The organism is Mesorhizobium sp. 10J20-29 (assembly GCF_054130485.1).
The window spans coordinates 1,540,833-1,556,444 of the sequence record NZ_CP199156.1; the positions used below are offsets into that span (position 1 = coordinate 1,540,833).

14 protein-coding genes and 1 pseudogene are annotated in these 15,612 nt (G+C 65.9%); 10 read left to right on the forward strand and 5 right to left on the reverse strand.

What is annotated here, in order from left to right:
* The first annotated feature begins 261 nt into the window (after positions 1–261).
* From dnaJ to ACT2BZ_RS07450, 7 genes are all read left to right on the forward strand, one after another.
* A complete protein-coding gene (gene dnaJ, locus ACT2BZ_RS07420; protein ID WP_457940219.1) occupies positions 262–1,395 on the forward strand; it encodes a molecular chaperone DnaJ in 1,134 nt (377 codons plus the stop codon).
* Between the two features lie 88 nt (positions 1,396–1,483).
* Positions 1,484–2,092, forward strand: a complete 609-nt coding sequence (pmtA, locus tag ACT2BZ_RS07425; protein WP_457940220.1) for a phospholipid N-methyltransferase PmtA — start codon at positions 1,484–1,486, stop codon at positions 2,090–2,092.
* 65 nt (positions 2,093–2,157) lie between these two features.
* Positions 2,158–2,754, forward strand: coding sequence for an NADPH-dependent FMN reductase (locus ACT2BZ_RS07430; RefSeq protein ID WP_457941246.1), 597 nt, complete (start codon positions 2,158–2,160; stop codon positions 2,752–2,754).
* 11 nt (positions 2,755–2,765) lie between these two features.
* Positions 2,766–3,449 (forward strand): orotidine-5'-phosphate decarboxylase, encoded by a 684-nt coding sequence (pyrF, locus tag ACT2BZ_RS07435; RefSeq protein WP_457940221.1) that lies wholly within the window; start codon positions 2,766–2,768, stop codon positions 3,447–3,449.
* 21 nt (positions 3,450–3,470) lie between these two features.
* Positions 3,471–3,764 carry a DUF1330 domain-containing protein gene (locus tag ACT2BZ_RS07440; protein ID WP_457940222.1) on the forward strand — a complete coding sequence of 98 codons (294 nt, stop codon included), beginning with the start codon at positions 3,471–3,473 and terminating at the stop codon, positions 3,762–3,764.
* Positions 3,765–3,902: 138 nt separating this feature from the next.
* Entirely contained in the window at positions 3,903–5,180 is a 1,278-nt protein-coding gene (locus ACT2BZ_RS07445) for a polyhydroxyalkanoate depolymerase (protein WP_457940223.1), read from the forward strand.
* 162 nt (positions 5,181–5,342) lie between these two features.
* Positions 5,343–5,969, forward strand: coding sequence for a transglutaminase-like cysteine peptidase (locus ACT2BZ_RS07450; RefSeq protein WP_457940225.1), 627 nt, complete (start codon positions 5,343–5,345; stop codon positions 5,967–5,969).
* A gap of 244 nt (positions 5,970–6,213) precedes the next feature.
* On the opposite strand, the pseudogene ACT2BZ_RS07455 reads toward ACT2BZ_RS07450, so the two are convergent.
* The 4 genes and pseudogenes from ACT2BZ_RS07455 to ACT2BZ_RS07470 all read right to left on the reverse strand — a co-directional run bounded on the left by ACT2BZ_RS07455 (position 6,214) and on the right by ACT2BZ_RS07470 (position 10,300).
* Positions 6,214–7,748: pseudogene (locus ACT2BZ_RS07455) on the reverse strand (YifB family Mg chelatase-like AAA ATPase).
* 152 nt (positions 7,749–7,900) lie between these two features.
* Positions 7,901–8,842: a glutathione synthase gene (gene gshB, locus ACT2BZ_RS07460; protein WP_457940226.1), complete on the reverse strand. Its 942-nt coding sequence runs from the start codon at positions 8,840–8,842 to the stop codon at positions 7,901–7,903.
* 85 nt (positions 8,843–8,927) lie between these two features.
* Positions 8,928–9,302 (reverse strand): GtrA family protein, encoded by a 375-nt coding sequence (locus ACT2BZ_RS07465; RefSeq protein WP_457940227.1) that lies wholly within the window; start codon positions 9,300–9,302, stop codon positions 8,928–8,930.
* Positions 9,299–10,300, reverse strand: a complete 1,002-nt coding sequence (locus tag ACT2BZ_RS07470; protein WP_457940228.1) for a glycosyltransferase — start codon at positions 10,298–10,300, stop codon at positions 9,299–9,301. The genes ACT2BZ_RS07465 and ACT2BZ_RS07470 overlap by 4 nt, the downstream gene beginning before the upstream one ends.
* A gap of 116 nt (positions 10,301–10,416) precedes the next feature.
* On the opposite strand from ACT2BZ_RS07470, the gene ACT2BZ_RS07475 reads away from it, so the two are divergent.
* Together ACT2BZ_RS07475 and ACT2BZ_RS07480 are read left to right on the forward strand one after the other, a co-directional pair.
* Entirely contained in the window at positions 10,417–12,234 is a 1,818-nt protein-coding gene (locus ACT2BZ_RS07475; protein WP_457940229.1) for a GtrA family protein, read from the forward strand.
* Positions 12,235–12,383: 149 nt separating this feature from the next.
* The gene (locus tag ACT2BZ_RS07480) at positions 12,384–13,811 is read left to right on the forward strand and encodes a putative bifunctional diguanylate cyclase/phosphodiesterase (protein ID WP_457940230.1); all 1,428 of its coding nucleotides are present in this window, start codon (positions 12,384–12,386) and stop codon (positions 13,809–13,811) included.
* On the opposite strand, the gene ACT2BZ_RS07485 is transcribed toward ACT2BZ_RS07480, so the two are convergent.
* Positions 13,733–14,380, reverse strand: a complete 648-nt coding sequence (locus ACT2BZ_RS07485; protein WP_457940231.1) for a TetR/AcrR family transcriptional regulator — start codon at positions 14,378–14,380, stop codon at positions 13,733–13,735. The two genes, ACT2BZ_RS07480 and ACT2BZ_RS07485, sit on opposite strands and share 79 nt — an antisense overlap.
* Positions 14,381–14,618: 238 nt before the next feature.
* On the opposite strand from ACT2BZ_RS07485, the gene ACT2BZ_RS07490 reads away from it, so the two are divergent.
* Complete coding sequence (locus ACT2BZ_RS07490) at positions 14,619–15,575, forward strand: homocysteine S-methyltransferase family protein (protein WP_457940232.1); 957 nt, start codon at positions 14,619–14,621, stop codon at positions 15,573–15,575.
* Positions 15,576–15,612 lie beyond the last annotated feature (37 nt).

Here is a 15,612-nt window from a genome sequence, read left to right on the forward strand (position 1 = left end):
TCGTTCTCCAGCTCACAGACAGTGCAAAGCCCGGCCTCGCGGCCGGGCTTTTCTATTGGGTGACAACTGGCGGCTGGCGGGACAAGCATTGCTGCCGACCCGACCGAACTGCAACAAGCGGCCAAAAATACCGAAAATTCGTGCCTATCAGGCGCCTCGCCTATGGCATCCGGCGCCGAGGTTCACTAAATCCGGTCCCAACGACCGGAAAATGTCGGGTTCAACCGACACCGGCGACGGGTTTTCGAACTGCGGGACAACATGAAGGCTGATTTCTACGAAACGCTCGGTGTCCAGAAGGGCGCGGACGACAAGGAGCTCAAGGCAGCTTTCCGCAAGCTGGCGATGCAGTGTCATCCGGATCGCCACCCCGACGACCACACGGCCGAGCAGCGCTTCAAGGCCATCAACGAAGCCTACGACACGCTCAAGGACCCTCAGAAGCGGGCGGCCTATGACCGCTTCGGCCACGCCGCCTTCGAGAATGGCGGCATGGGCGGCGGCGCCCAGGGCTTCGGCGCCGGCGGTTTCGCCGACATTTTCGAGGACATCTTCGGCGACATGATGGGCGGCGGCCGGCAACGGCGTTCGTCCGGCGGTCGCGAGCGCGGCGCCGATCTGCGCTACAACATGGAAATCTCGCTTGAGGAGGCCTTTAACGGCAAGACGGCGCAGATCCGCGTGCCGGCATCGATTGCCTGCACGGATTGTTCCGGTTCCGGCGCCAAGCCGGGCACCCAACCCGTCACCTGCACCATGTGCGGCGGCCACGGCAAGGTGCGCGCCAGCCAGGGCTTCTTCTCCATCGAGCGCACTTGCCCGACCTGCCACGGTCGCGGCCAGACGATCCAGGATCCCTGCCCCAAATGCTCCGGCCAGGGCCGCATCGTCGAGGAGCGTTCGCTCTCGGTCAACATCCCCTCGGGCATAGAGGACGGCACCCGCATCCGCCTGTCCAACGAAGGCGAGGCTGGCCTGCGCGGCGGTCCTCCCGGCGACCTCTACATCTTCCTGTCGGTCAAGCCGCACGAGTTCTTCCAGCGCGACGGCGCCGACCTCTACTGCAAGGTGCCGATCTCGATGGTCACCGCGGCCCTGGGCGGCGCCTTCGAGGTCGCGACGCTCGATGGCACGCAGACCCGCGTCAAGGTTCCCGAGGGCACCCAGAACGGCCGCCAGTTCCGGCTGAAGGGCAAGGGCATGCCTATCCTGCGCCAGGCCAATGTCGGCGATCTCTATATCCAGACCGAAGTCGAGACGCCGCAGAACCTCAACAAGCGGCAGCGTGAGCTGCTCGAGGAGTTCGAGAAGCTCTCCTCGAAGGACAATTCGCCACAATCGAGTGGTTTCTTTTCGCGCATGAAGGACTTTTTCGAGACCTTCTCCGAGCGCTGACAGGTTCCTGCTGGTCCAAGGCCAGCTTTCGCATGCATCTGGCCACGCAGGCGAAGACTACCCGTCTCAAGGCTGCACAGGAGTGCCGATGTCGCGCGCAACCGAATTCCGCAGGGCTTTTGCCAAGAAATTCGACGACGAGTTGCGCTTCTTCCGCGGCTGGATCGACAAGCCCAAGGCGGTCGGCGCGATCATGCCGACAAGCTCCGTCACCGCGCGCCGCATGGCCTCGGTCATCGACCTCTCCTCCGGCCTGCCGGTGCTTGAGGTGGGCCCCGGCACCGGTGTCATTACGCGCGCCATCCTGAAACGCGGCGTCAAGCCCGAAAATCTCTGCGCGGTGGAGTATTCGCCGCAGTTCGTACGCCATCTCAGGCGGCACTATCCGGGCGTCGACGTCATCGAGGGCGACGCCTTCGATCTCGACAGGTCGCTGGGCGACCGGAATGGCCAGACATTTGATTGCGTCATCTCAGGCGTGCCGCTCCTCAACTTTCCCGTGGCGCGCCGCATCGCCTATCTCGACAGCCTGCTCGGCCGCATTCCGCATGGCCGTCCGGTCATCCAGCTGACCTATGGCCCCAGATCGCCGATACCGCCCGGGCTCGGCGACTACACGGTCGAGCATTTCGACTTCATCATCCGCAACATCCCGCCCACCCGGCTTTGGATCTATCGGCGCGCCGTCCGCAACTGACCGCGGCTGGCGTGTTGATTCTGCCGGCACTTCGCCTATAGCTTCGCGCGGACAAAGGAGTGCCGGTGCAGGTCATCCCGAAAATTCTCGTCTTTGCCGGATCGCTGCGTAGCGGCGCCTTCAGCATCAGCACCGCCGATGCGGCCATGAAGGAATTGGCGCTTCAGAACGCCGAGGTCACGCGCATCTCGCTCGCCGACTATCCGCTGCCGCTGATGGACCAGGACCTGGAAAAGGAAAAGGGCGTGCCTGAGAATGCCGTCCTTCTCGCACGCCAGATTTCCGAGCATGATGGCATGCTGATCGCCAGCCCCGAATACAACGCCTCCATCCCGCCGCTGCTGAAGAACACGATCGATTGGGTCAGCCGCGTGCGCCGCGATGGCTCGCGCGCGCTGAAGCCCTTCGAGGGCAAGGTCGCTGCTCTCTGTTCCTCATCCAACGGCAATTTCGCCGGCATGCGCGGCCTCTACCATCTGCGTGCGGTGCTGATGGCCTGCCAGGTCGAGGTCGTCACGCCACAATGTTCTGTCGCCCGCGCCGCCGAGGCATTTGACGAGGACGGCCAGTTCCGCGACGAGCGGCTGCGCGGCCAGATGGAAACGGTCTGCCGGACGCTGATCGAGAGGTCCAGGATGCTGTCGACGCGGCTGATGCCATGACGGAGGATGCAATGCGAGACCGCCTGATCGTTGCGCTCGACGTGCCGACGCTCGCCGATGCCGAGAAGGTCGTCGGCGATGTTGGCGACGCCGTCTCCTTCTACAAGATCGGCTACCAGCTGGTCTTTGCCGGCGGGCTCGGCTTCGCCCGCGAGCTTGCCGCCGAAGGCAAGAAGGTCTTTCTCGACATGAAGCTGCTCGACATCGACAACACGGTCGCCAAGGGCGTCGAGAACATCGCCCGCATGGGCATGTCGATGCTGACGCTGCACGCCTATCCGAAGGCGATGCGTGCCGCCGTTTCTGCGGCCGAGGGTTCGGGCCTTTGCCTGCTCGGGGTCACCGTGCTGACTTCGATGGACGAGCATGACCTGGTTGAGGCGGGCTACGAATACGATCCGCACACGCTGGTGCTGCGTCGTGCCGAGCAGGCGCTGGCCGCCGGCATGGGCGGCATCGTCTGTTCCGCGGACGAGGCGGCGGCGGTGCGAAAGGTCGTCGGCCCGGACCTTGCGGTCGTCACTCCGGGCATCCGCCCGGCCGGCTCCGCTCACGGCGACCAGAAGCGCGTGGTGACGCCGGCCGACGGCATCCGCAGCGGCGCCAGCCATCTTGTGGTCGGTCGCCCCGTCGTGGCGGCACCCGACCCGCGCGCCGCGGCACTGTCGATCATCGAGGAAATGAAGCGGGCCTGACCCGAACAGGAGGACATGAGGATGGCAAAGGGATATTGGGTGGCACACGTCGATGTGCACGACCCCGAAGGCTACAAGGGCTATGTCGAGGCGGCGCGCGCGCCGTTTCAGAAATACGGCGCGCGGTTTCTCGCTCGCGGCGGCTCCTTCGAGGGGCTCGAGGGCAAGGCGCGCGCCCGCAATGTCATCATCGAGTTTCCCTCCCTGCAGGCAGCCCATGACTGCTACCACTCGCCCGAATACCAGGCCGCGGCGGCGATCCGGCACAAGTTTGCCGACGCCGAGATGGTGCTCGTAGAGGGTCCCGAGGAATAGCGCGCGCCTCGCGGCTTTCGCACCTGCACGCCGGCGTTGCGGGGAATCTATTGCAACGCAGCAAAATTGCCCTAACTTGCTCGGGTGACTACAGGAGCGAGGTATTCGCCGGATCGGCGGATCGCAGCGGGGTTTGATGTGTTCTACCAGCTTTACGAACTGAACCACGCGGCCGTTCAGCCTCTGCGGGCCTTTGCGGACGCAACGCGGCTGCTCTACTCCAACCCGCTCAACCCCTTGTCCCACACGCCGTTCGGCCGCTCCATAGCGGCCACCGCCGAGCTTTTCGAGCGCACGACACGGCGCTATGGCAAGCCGAGCTTCGACCTCGACAAGACCGTCGTTGACTGGAAGACCGTGCCGGTGAGCGAAAGAACCGTCTGGTCGCGGCCATTCTGCGACCTGATTCGATTCGAGCGCGGCGTGCCGTCCGGGCGCAAGGCGGACCCCAAGCTGCTCATAGTCGCGCCGATGTCGGGTCATTACCCGACGCTGCTGCGCGGTACGGTCGAGGCCATGCTGCCGCATGCCGACGTCTACATCACCGACTGGGCCGACGCCCGTAATGTGCCGCTCAGCGAAGGCCGCTTCGACCTCGACGACTACATCGACTACATCGTCGACATGCTGCACGAACTGGGGCCGGACACCCATGTCATGGCCGTCTGCCAGCCCTCGGTGCCCGTACTGGCCGCCGTTTCGCTGATGGAAGCGCAGGGCGACCGCTTTGCGCCGGCCACCATGACGCTGATGGGCGGTCCGATCGACACGCGCCGCAACCCGACGGCGGTCAACCTGCTCGCCGAGGAAAAGGGCATCGACTGGTTCCGCGAGAACGTCATCATGCAGGTGCCGTGGCCGGAGCCGGGCTTCCTGCGCGAGGTCTATCCGGGCTTCCTGCAGCTCTCCGGCTTCATGAGCATGAATCTCGACCGCCACATCACCGCGCACAAGGACTTCTTCATGCACCTTGTGAAGGACGACGGAGACGGCGCCGAGAAACACCGCACCTTCTACGACGAATATCTTGCGGTGATGGACCTGACCGCCGAATTCTACCTGCAGACCGTCGACACCGTCTTCGTGCGCCACGCGCTGCCCAAGGGCGAGATGACGCATCGCGGCGTGCCCGTCGATCCGAAGGCTGTCCATAGCGTCGCGCTGCTTACCATCGAGGGTGAGAACGACGACATTTCCGGGCTCGGCCAGACCGAGGCCGCCCACGACCTCTGCGTGAACATTCCGGCCGAGAAGCGTGCCCACTACATGCAGCCGGCCGTCGGCCACTATGGCGTCTTCAACGGCTCGCGCTTCCGCGCCGAGATCGTGCCGCGAATCGTCGACTTCATGGCAAGCCACGCCAGCCGCTCCGCGCCTGCCGCAAAACCCCGCCTGGTGCGTGCCGCCAAGGGCTGAACCCCGCGGACTGCCGCTTTCAGCCACCCGACCTGTTGCATATTCGCCGCGGTCGCCGCGGAGGCGGTAACCATCCCGGCAATCGTGCCCCTACGTTAATTGACTTGACCCGCCCATCGCCCTTAACGTTTCATTAAGAAACAAGGGGCGGGGCCGGAGTTGATGAATTCATCACGGCAGACGGGTTTCGCGCGCAAATGCGCGATGGCATTTCTGGGCATAGCTGCGGCTGGTTTGCTGTCGCAGGCGCAGGCTTACGCCGCGCAGCCCATGGTCACGGGCTCCCTGACCTCCCAGCCGATCGGCCACTACGAGTTCTGCAAGGCCAACCCCGCCGAGTGCATGATCCGGACCCGCAACAGCCGCCCCGAGCGCATGAACGGCGCGCTGTGGCGTCGCATCGTTTCGGTCAATGTCGCGGTCAACGCCGCGGTCCGGCCGATGAACGACTTTGACATCTACGGCAAGGACGAGGTCTGGGCCTATCCGCATGGCGCCGGTGATTGCGAGGACTATGTGCTCGAAAAGCGCCGCCGGCTGATGCAAAAGGGCATGTCGCCCGCCAACCTGCTGATCACCGTCGTGCGCAAGCCCGATGGCGAAGGCCATGCGGTGCTCACCGTGCGCACCAGCAAGGGCGACTTCATCCTCGACAACCTGACCGATTCGGTGCGCCAGTGGGACGAGACCGGCTACCGCTTCCTGAAGCGTCAGGCGTCCGACCATACCGGCCACTGGGTCACCATCCGCGAGGGCCAGGCGCCGCTCGTCGGTTCGGTCCAGCAGTAACGAATCGGCCTGGGTGGCAGCCGCCCTCCATCTCCGGACGATTTCCGACCGCCGCGATTATTGACGACTGCTGGCCGCACATTGTCGCGGGCTCCCTGCCAATCCTGGTCTGCCGCGCTCCTTTCGGGCCAGCGCTTCTTGCCGAGCGCTCGGCCCAACCGCAGGCTCCCGAGTCGGCTGCGTTCATCCTCGCACCCGACGCCCTCGTTCCCTGCCTCAACGGTCTTGAATGCCGCCCCGCCGCTCAGGCGGCCTCGGCCCTGCGCTCCGCGCTCATCCGGTAGCTGATCGCCTCGGCGAGGTGAATGCGTCCGACCGTGTCGGCCTGGTCGAGATCGGCCAGCGTGCGCGCCACGCGCAGGACCCTGTGATAGGCGCGTGCCGAGAAACCCAGCTTCTCGCTGGCGTCGCGCAGCAGCGCCAGTCCGGCGGCGTCCGGCGCCGCGATCGTCTCGAGCAGCGACGTCGCGCAATGTGCATTGGTCGTGATTGACTCGACGCCAAGCCCTTCGAGACGCGCCTGCTGGATCCGCCGCGCCGCCAACACCCTTGCCGCCACCGCCGCGCTCTCGCTTCCGCGCGTCCCGGCCGGATCAGGTCGCCGGCCGAGACTGCCGGCACCTCGATGCGCAGGTCGATACGGTCGAGCAGCGGCCCGGAAATCCGCGCCTGGTAGTCGGCCTGGCAGCGCGGCCCCCGCGCGCAGCGGTAGCCCGGTTCGCCGGCCATGCCGCAGCGGCACGGGTTCATCGCCGCTACCAGCTGGATGCGCGCCGGGTAGGTGACGCGGTGGTTGGCGCGGGCGATCATGCACTCGCCGGTCTCGAGCGGCTGGCGCAGCGCGTCGAGCGTCTGCGGCGAGAATTCCGGCAGCTCGTCGAGAAACAGCACGCCATTGTGCGCCAGCGACACTTCGCCTGGCCTGACCCGCAGGCCACCGCCGACCATGGCGGCCATAGAAGCCGAGTGGTGCGGCGCGCGGAACGGCCGCCGGTCCGACAGCCGCCCGTCGGCGAGTTCCCCGGCAATCGACGCGACCATCGACACTTCGAGCAGCTCGCGTGGCGCCAGCGGCGGCAGGACCGATGGCAACCGCTGCGCCAGCATCGACTTGCCCGAACCAGGAGGCCCGACCATCAGCAGGTTGTGCCCGCCGGCCGCCGCCACTTCCAGCGCCCGCCGGGCGCTCTCCTGGCCCTTGATGTCGGCGAGGTCGGGCAGGTTTCGCGCCGGCGCCTGCACGCTGGGCTCCGGTCGCGCCAGCACCTGCGTACCGCGAAAATGGTTGGCGATGGCAATCAGGCTGCGCGGCGCGAGAATGTCGATCTCGGCGCCGGCCCAGGCCGCCTCCGGGCCGCAGTCGGCCGGGCAGATCAGCCCGCGCCCCTCGGCATTGGCGCCGATCGCCGCCGGCAGCGCGCCGGCCACCGCGGCGATGGTGCCGTCGAGCGACAATTCGCCGAGCACCACGTAGGAGGCCAGCGCGTCGCCCGGAATGGCGCCGAGCGATGCCATCAGCCCGAGCGCGATCGGCAGGTCGTAGTGGCTGCCCTCCTTGGGCAGGTCGGCGGGCGCCAGGTTGATGGTCACCTTCCTGGCCGGCATCGACAGGCCCGACGCATGCAGCGCCGCCTGCACCCTCTCGCGGCTTTCGGCCACCGCCTTGTCGGGCAGGCCGACGATCTGCATGCCCACCTTGCCAGGCGCCACCATCACCTGCACGTCGACCGGCACGGCCTCGATGCCCTGGAATGCCACCGTGCGCACGCGCGAAACCATGCCGCCCTCCGTCAGGCCGCGCCGCGGCCGAGCGAGATCCCCTAAGCAGAATGGAGGTCAGCAAAGCATAGATTTTTCAGTCACGCAAGAACAATACCGGAACAGACGGAATGGGGAGCATTTCGACTATGGCCGGCAAGCAGTCGGCCTGCTCAGGCCTTGCGCGCCTCCACTGCGTCCCAGAAAAGGGCCGCAATGTCGGCGCCGCCGAAGCGCTTTACTTCACGCACCCCGGTCGGCGACGTCACGTTGATCTCGGTCATCAGGTCGCCGATCACGTCGATGCCAACGAGGATGAAGCCGCGCTCGCGCAGCGAAGGCCCGATGCGCGCGCAGATCTCGCGCTCGCGCTCGGTCAGGTCGGTCTTCTCGGCGCGTCCGCCGACATGCATGTTGGAGCGCGAATCGTGCTCGGCCGGTACCCGGTTGATCGCGCCGACCGGCTCGCCCTCGATCAGGATGATGCGCTTGTCGCCCTTGCGCACGTCCTTCAGGTAGCGCTGCACGATGTAGGGCTCGCGGAACATCTGGCCGAACATCTCGAGCAGCGAGGCGAGATTGCGGTCATCGTCCTTGAGGTGGAAGATGCCGGCGCCGCCATTGCCGTAGAGCGGCTTGATGATGATGTCGCCGTGCGCCCTGCGAAAGGCCGCCACCTCGGCTGCATCGCGGGTGATCAGCGTCTCCGGCATCAGGTCGGGAAACTCGGTGACGAAGATCTTTTCCGGGCTGTTGCGCACCCAGGCCGGGTCGTTGACCACCAGCGTCTTCGGGTGGATGCGCTCCAGCATGTGGGTTGTGGTAATGTAGTTCATGTCGAAGGGCGGGTCCTGGCGCAGCAGGATCACGTCCATCTCCGACAGGTCGGTGCGCACCGCCTCGCCGAGCGAGTAGTGGCGGTCCTTCTCGTCACGCACGGTCATCGCCTCGATGCGTGCGAAAACCTTGCCGCCGAGCATCGAGAGCCGGTCGGGCGTGTAGTGGAAAAGCCCGTGGCCGCGGCGCTGGGCCTCGAGCGACAGCGCGAAGCTCGTATCGCCGGCAATCGACACGGTCGAGACATGGTCCATCTGGACGGCGACATTCAGCGGCATTTCTGGTCCCTCTCCGGAGCGGTACGGCGCGACCTGCGATATAGGGGTTGCAGCGGGCTCTGCCAATCCGCGCGGCGCGCAAATGCTAGCGGTCGAAGACCAGCCGCGAATAGCCGAGGTAGGAGAGCGCCATTGCCGCCAGCGAGGCAAGCGCCAGCGCGACCAGTACCGGAATGCCTGGAATAGCGAGCAGCAGCCCGCAATAGACGAGGTAGTTGACGATGGATGTCGTGACGCCGACGCTGCCGTAGCGCGCGCCTTCCAGCACCATGCCGCGGGCGGACGGGCCGAAGGTTACCGTGCGATTGCACAGCCATGTCACGCAGAGCGCGGAGCCGACCGAAGCGAGCCGCGCCAGGAAGGGGCCAAGCGGCGTTGCCGCCAGCAGCAGCGCCAGCATCGTCGCGTCGGCAATGAAGCCGATGCCGCCGACCACGGCAAAGCGCAGCACGCGGCTCATGCCGCGCGCGTGGCCGTTCCGCGCTTGGCCGGCGCCTGTCCGATGGCGCGCGGCGCGCGGCCGGTCTGGCGGGCAGGCAGGCTGAGATAGAAGCTCCGCTTCTGTTCGGCCCGTCCGCGCGACACGGAATCGAGGATCAGGCCCGTCATCACCATCAGCGCCGAAAACATCAGCAGCCCGAGCGACAGCACCCATGTCGGCATGCGCGGCACCAGCCCGGTAGCGGCGTACTCGATCAGGATAGGCGTCATCAGCACAAGGCTGGCCGTGGCAAACAGCGCCGCGATCACGCCGAAGAAGCCGACGGGGCGGGTCTCCTTGGCAAGCATCGCGAACATCCAAAGGATCTTGGCACCGTCGCGATAGGTAGACAGTTTCGACGCCGACCCCTCCGGCCGCCTGCCGTAGTCGAGGCCGATCTCGCTGACCGGCAGCTTCAGTTGCGAGGCATGAACCGACATTTCAGTCTCGATCTCGAAGCCGCCCGAGACTGCCGGAAAACTCTTCACGAAGCGCCGCGTGAAGGCGCGGTAGCCGGAGAAGATGTCGGTGAAGTCGCGCCCGAAGAGCCGCTTGTAGAGGCCGTTGAAGATGCGGTTGCCGAAGGCGTGGCCGGCACGGCCGGCGTCGTCGGTGACGCCGCGCCGCGTACCGACGGCCATGTCGGCCCGGCCGGTCAGCAGCGTGTTGATCAGCAGCGGCGCGTCTTCGGGCGCATAGGTGCCGTCGCCGTCCGCCATCAGGTAGATGTCGGCCTCGATGTCGGCGAACATGCGCCGGACCACGTTGCCCTTGCCCTGGCGTGCCTCGGGCACCACGATCGCGCCGCAGGCGCGCGCCTTGAGAGCCGTCAGGTCGCTCGAATTATTGTCGTAGACGTAGATGGTCGCCGAGGGCAGGGCGGCGCGGAACCGTGTCACCACGTCGCCGATCGTGTGCTCCTCGTTGTAGCAGGGGATGAGGACCGCGATGTCCAGGTCGGCGTTCATGTCGGGCATCGAAAACTCCGCTATCGCGCGCTGCACGGAATCCGTGGCGCGGCGCTTTACTATTTATTGAAGCCGTTAAGGCTAGGTTTAGGCGCCTGATCTTCCGAGCAACCGAGTGGCATCCCATGACACTGGCCATAGAGCGACCGGGCGAACGGTCACCCGGGTGGCGCCATGCCGCCATGGCCTTGGGCGCTTCGCTCCTGCTTGTCCTGCTTGCCGCATCCAAGGGGTTTCCGACCCTTTTCGACAGCGGCGCGGACAATGACAGCCTGCTCAGGCTTGTCGAGGTGCGCGATCTCATTGCCGGACAGGGCTGGTTCGACCTGCAGCAATATCGCATGGGCCTCGAGGGCGGCTTTACGATGCACTGGTCGCGCCTCGTCGATGCGCCGATCGCCGTTATCGTGCTCGCGGCCTCCGCCGTCACTGGCTCCATCACCAGCGGCGAGTCTGTCGCCATGGTGCTGTGGCCCCTGCTGCTCTACGCCGCCGCGCTCTGGCTGCTGCTTGCCATCGCCTGGCGCCTCGGCGGCGACGAAGCGACCTTCCCGACGCTGCTGATCGGTACCGTGACGCTGCATTTCACCGGCATCTTCGTGCCCGGCACGCTCGACCATCACAATATCCAGCTCGTTCTGATGCTGGCGACGCTCCTTTTTCTGCTTGATGCAGCGCAGGCTGCGCGCGCGGCGTGGTGGGCCGGCGTTTCGGCCGTCCTGATGCTGGCGGTTGGCATGGAGACGGCCCCTTTCGTCGCCGCCGCCGGCCTTTTCGTCGCCGGCTGGCTGTTGTTCGACGGCGAGAAGGCCGCCGGCCCGTCTTTCGGTTTCGGTCTGGCCTTCGCCGCCACCTCGGCCCTGGTGTTGGGCGTAACCGTTCCGCCCTCCGCCTGGGGCGTGGTTGCCTGCGACGCCTATTCCCTGCCGCAATCATCGCTTGGCATTGTTGCCGGCCTCGGCCTTGCGGCGATTGCCGCGATTCCGGTATTGCGGCGCAGCTTCGCCGCGCGTGCAGCGGCAATCGTCGTGCTCGGCGCCGTAGCTGCTTCCGTTGCCGTGCTCTCATTTCCGCAGTGCCTAGCAGACCCCTATGCCGGCCTCGACCCGATCCTGAAGGACTACTGGCTGGACTCGGTAGCCGAGGCGCAGCCGCTGTGGCGCGTCATCACCCTCGACACGGAAAGTGCCGCTGCGCATTACATGACGCCGCTGATCGGCCTCGCCGTCATGGCGCTCGCCATGCTGAGGCGGGGCCTGCGGCGCGGCGAACTGCTCGTCGCCCTGTTCCTGCTTGTCGCCTTTGCGGTCAGCGCGTGGCAGTTGCGCGGCTCGCGCTTCTCGGTCCCGCTGGCCGTCATACCGCTCGCCATCTGGGTCGCTGGCTGGCGCCGGCGCGCTGCGTCGCAGCCGGGAACCGCCGCCTCGCTGCGGCTCGTCGGGGCCTGGCTGGTATCGCTCAACCTGACCTGGATCATGCTCGGAGTTGCCGGCATGTGGGCCCTGTCTCCGGCCGAAGCCGACGCGTCCGGCGCAGGCGCAGCAGCCGCCCTGTCGAAATGCCAGAAGAGCGATGACTACGCTGAACTGGCCGGGATGCCGCCACAACCCATCCTGGTGATCTCCAATCTCGGCGCACCCATGTTGCGCCATACCCCGCACCGCGTCCTTGCCGGCCCCTACCACCGCAATGTCGACGGCAATCTCGCCGCGCTTCGCGCCTTTGTCGGGCCGGTCGATGCGGCGGAGGACATCGCGCGGAGCAATGGCATCACCCTCGTTGCGCTCTGCCGCGGCAATGGCGAGACGAGGGCGCTCGCCGGCCGCGCACCGGACGGGCTGCTCGCTGCGCTTGTCGCCGGCAAGGCTCCCGGTTGGCTTGAAGCTGTGCCCGAAAGCCTCGGCCGTCCGATCGAACTCTACCGTATCCGCAATGCACCCTGACCCGCGTGGCGGCACCTGTATTCGCCAAGCTTACCCTGGGTGATTGCTGGACGAACGGTTCTTTTCGCCTTTGCGGGCGCACCGATACCTTTCCTAAACGCTTTGCTGCGAAGTTTCGGGCATAAGTACAGACAATAAACCGGGAAGCGATGCAGCGGCTTTTTGCCCAAGGTCAGTCCAGCAGGGATAACAGTGAACTCGCGTTCACCGATCCCCTGACGGGGCTTGGAAATCATCGGCGTTTTTCCGACAAGGTCGAGCGCCTGATCAGCGAGCGCGCCGAGGATCCGGCGCCTTTCGCTGTCGGCATCATCGACCTCGACGGGTTCAAGCCGATCAACGACCTTTTCGGCCACAAGGCCGGCGACGAGATTCTCGTCCAGGTAGCGATGCGCCTGCGCGCCGCCATGGACGGACATTCCACCGTCACCCGCATCGGCGCCGACGAATTCGCCTTCCTCTTCCCGATGGTGTTCAGCGAAGAGGCCGCCGCCGAAAAGGCGCGCATGCTGATCGAGATTCTATCCGCCCCCTATGACGTCGGCGCCCGCTCGGCGCGCCTGTCGGCCTCTGTCGGCTGCTCGCTTTTCCATTCCGGCGACGAGACCACCGAGGTGCTGATCCACAAGGCCGAAACGGCGCTCTACAGGGCCAAGCGGTCGGGTCGCGGCGCCGTGGTCATCTTCACGCAGGAGATGGAAGAGGCTGCCAAGCGCGTTACCCGCATCGAGCAGGCTCTAAGGCGTGCTGTCTCGGCCGGCGATGTCGAGCCGCATTTCCAGCCCATCATCGACCTCAGGACGCGCCGCACGATCGGGTTCGAGACGCTCGCGCGCTGGACCGACCCGGATCTCGGCCCTGTCCCGCCGACCACCTTCATTCCGATCGCCGAGGAGCGCGGTATCATCGGCCCGCTGTCGCAGCTTGTGCTGCGCAAGGCGACGGAGGCAGCCTGCCACTGGCCGCAGGACCTGTTCATCGCCTTCAACCTCTCGCCCTCCCAGCTGGTCGACCAGAACACCGGCCTGCAGATCCTCTCGATCCTCGGTCGCGTCGGCTTCAACCCGCGCCGCCTCGAGGTCGAGATCACCGAGACCGGCCTGATGTCGGACCCGGTCTCCGCCGGCAAGGCCGTCGAGGACCTGCGCCGCAGCGGCATCCGCGTTTCTCTTGACGATTTTGGCACCGGCCAGTCATCGCTCGGCCGCCTGCGCGATTTCCATTTCGACAAGCTCAAGATCGACCGCAGCTTCATAGCCACCATGCTGGAGGACCGGCCCTCCGAACACATCATCCGCGCCATCCTGGCGATGTGCGAGGGCCTGGGCATGGATGTCGTCGCCGAGGGCGTCGAGCAGGAGGCGCAGGCCGACCGCCTGCTGCAGTTTGGTTGCCGCGGCGGGCAGGGCTTCCTGTTCGGCCGCCCCGTCGACGCCGACACGACGCTCGCCAATCTGCGCGGCGTGCAGCGCATGGCGGCGCGCCGAGAAGGCCGAGCCTATTCGGCTGCCAGCAGCATCGGCCGTGCACGCGCCGGACCCCGTCCGGTAAACACCATTCTGACGATGTTGCGGTAGCTCATCACCTGTCGCTCCAGGTGGCTGACGTCGCCCATCACCTTGGACAGCGTGATGCCGCCCTCGATCATGCAGACCAGGGACTCGGCGAGGTCGTCGAGTTCGGCGTCCGGCACCGGATAGGTCTCGGCGATCTCCGCCAGGTAGCCGCGGAACCGCGCCATCCAGTCGACCGTGAAGGTCCGCGTCCGCTCCACCACCTTCCGGTCGAACAACCGCTCCTGGTAGCACACGGAGGCGACGATGCAGCCGGGGTGCTTGCTCTTCACCTCTGCCAGGGTTTCGGCCAGCAGCTTGAGCCCGATCAGGAACCCCTGGAGCGGATCGTCGGAAAGCTCGCGCCCGCGCGCAAAAATGTCATCGCAAAGCTGATTGTTGGTTTCGATGAAGCGGTCCACCATCTGCAGGGCAAGTTCGTTCTTGTCCTTGAAATGGTAGAAGAAGCCGCTCTTGGTAATGCCGGCCTCGGCGATGATCTCGTCGATCGAGGTTGCAGCGAAGCCCTTGTCCAGGACCGCCGCCTCGGCGATGTCCAGAATTCGCTCGCGGGTTTCGGCGCCTTTTTTCATCTCTAGCCTCCGGTTCACCATACCGCCGGTACGGTTTTCAGTTGCCCGGGCCTGCCGCATCGATCGGTCGAAACGCCTCAGGATCGGGCAAGTCCTTGCTATGCATGTGCTTTGTTTCGGCAACGTGTCGCCGGACCCTAGGATTTCTATTACGGGACTCCTTGGTCCCCTAGATTCCAGGTGTCGTCATCGGCCGCCGAGCCGTGCGGCGATCGAAACCGAAATATAGGAGGCCCATATGGCCAAGTATCGCGACAACCTCCCGCAGGCCAATGGCGGAACGTTCCTCAGCGACGGCGGAATGGAAACGACGCTGATCTTTCACGACGGCGTCGACCTGCCGCATTTCGCTTCGTTTGTTCTTCTCGAGACAGCGGATGGCCGGCGGCGACTGAAGGCCTATTTCGAGAAGTATCTGCGCATGGCTCGCGAACGGCGTGTCGGTTTCGTGCTCGACAGCGCGACATGGCGCGCCAACCCGGACTGGGGCTCGAAGCTGGGCTATGACGCGGCCGGCCTCGAGGCGATCAACCGGGCCTCGATCGAGATGCTGGAGGAACTGCGCGCCGAATGGGAGGCGCCGGGCACGCCTTGTGTCATCAGCGGCGTCATCGGGCCGCGTGGCGACGGCTACAAGGCCGGCAAGATGAATGCCGCCGAGGCCGAGGCCTATCACGCGCCTCAGATTGCGGCCTTCGCGGCGACGAATGCCGACCTGGTGAGCGGATACACCTTGACCAACATCGACGAGGCGATCGGCATTGCCCGCGCCGCCAGGGCTCACTCGATGCCCTGCATGATCTCCTTCACCGTCGAGACCGACGGCAGGCTGGTTACCGGCAGGACATTGCGCGATGCCATCGAGACGGTCGACCGCGAAACCGACGGCTATCCGGCCTACTTCATGGTCAATTGCGCGCATCCGACACATTTCATGCCGGCGCTCGAAACCGGCCAGCGCTGGATGAACCGGGTCCGCGGCGTCAAGGCCAACGCTTCGTCGAAGAGCCACCAGGAGCTCGACGAGTCCGAGACGCTCGATGCCGGCGATCCGGCCGATCTCGGGCGCCGCTACCAGGCGCTGCGGCGGCAGTTCCCGACGATGCGCATTCTCGGCGGCTGCTGCGGCACCGACCACACCCATATCGGCGCGATCTGCGAGGCCTGCCTGCCGCCGCGCGCGATAGTTGCCTGACGGCAGGCGCTGGAATGGCTGGCGGGACGCCTCGCCA

Excerpts from the sequence above, each read along its gene's own strand:
- dnaJ (WP_457940219.1), top strand. The coding sequence starts at position 262 with ATGAAGGCTGATTTCTACGAAACGCTCGGTGTCCAGAAGGGCGCGGAC.
- pmtA (WP_457940220.1), top strand. The coding sequence starts at position 1,484 with ATGTCGCGCGCAACCGAATTCCGCAGGGCTTTTGCCAAGAAATTCGAC.
- pyrF (WP_457940221.1), top strand. The coding sequence starts at position 2,766 with ATGCGAGACCGCCTGATCGTTGCGCTCGACGTGCCGACGCTCGCCGAT.
- ACT2BZ_RS07440 (WP_457940222.1), top strand. The coding sequence starts at position 3,471 with ATGGCAAAGGGATATTGGGTGGCACACGTCGATGTGCACGACCCCGAA.
- ACT2BZ_RS07450 (WP_457940225.1), top strand. The coding sequence starts at position 5,343 with ATGAATTCATCACGGCAGACGGGTTTCGCGCGCAAATGCGCGATGGCA.
- gshB (WP_457940226.1), bottom strand. The coding sequence starts at position 8,842 with ATGCCGCTGAATGTCGCCGTCCAGATGGACCATGTCTCGACCGTGTCG.
- ACT2BZ_RS07465 (WP_457940227.1), bottom strand. The coding sequence starts at position 9,302 with ATGAGCCGCGTGCTGCGCTTTGCCGTGGTCGGCGGCATCGGCTTCATT.
- ACT2BZ_RS07470 (WP_457940228.1), bottom strand. The coding sequence starts at position 10,300 with ATGCCCGACATGAACGCCGACCTGGACATCGCGGTCCTCATCCCCTGC.
- ACT2BZ_RS07475 (WP_457940229.1), top strand. The coding sequence starts at position 10,417 with ATGACACTGGCCATAGAGCGACCGGGCGAACGGTCACCCGGGTGGCGC.
- ACT2BZ_RS07480 (WP_457940230.1), top strand. The coding sequence starts at position 12,384 with ATGCAGCGGCTTTTTGCCCAAGGTCAGTCCAGCAGGGATAACAGTGAA.
- ACT2BZ_RS07485 (WP_457940231.1), bottom strand. The coding sequence starts at position 14,380 with ATGAAAAAAGGCGCCGAAACCCGCGAGCGAATTCTGGACATCGCCGAG.
- ACT2BZ_RS07490 (WP_457940232.1), top strand. The coding sequence starts at position 14,619 with ATGGCCAAGTATCGCGACAACCTCCCGCAGGCCAATGGCGGAACGTTC.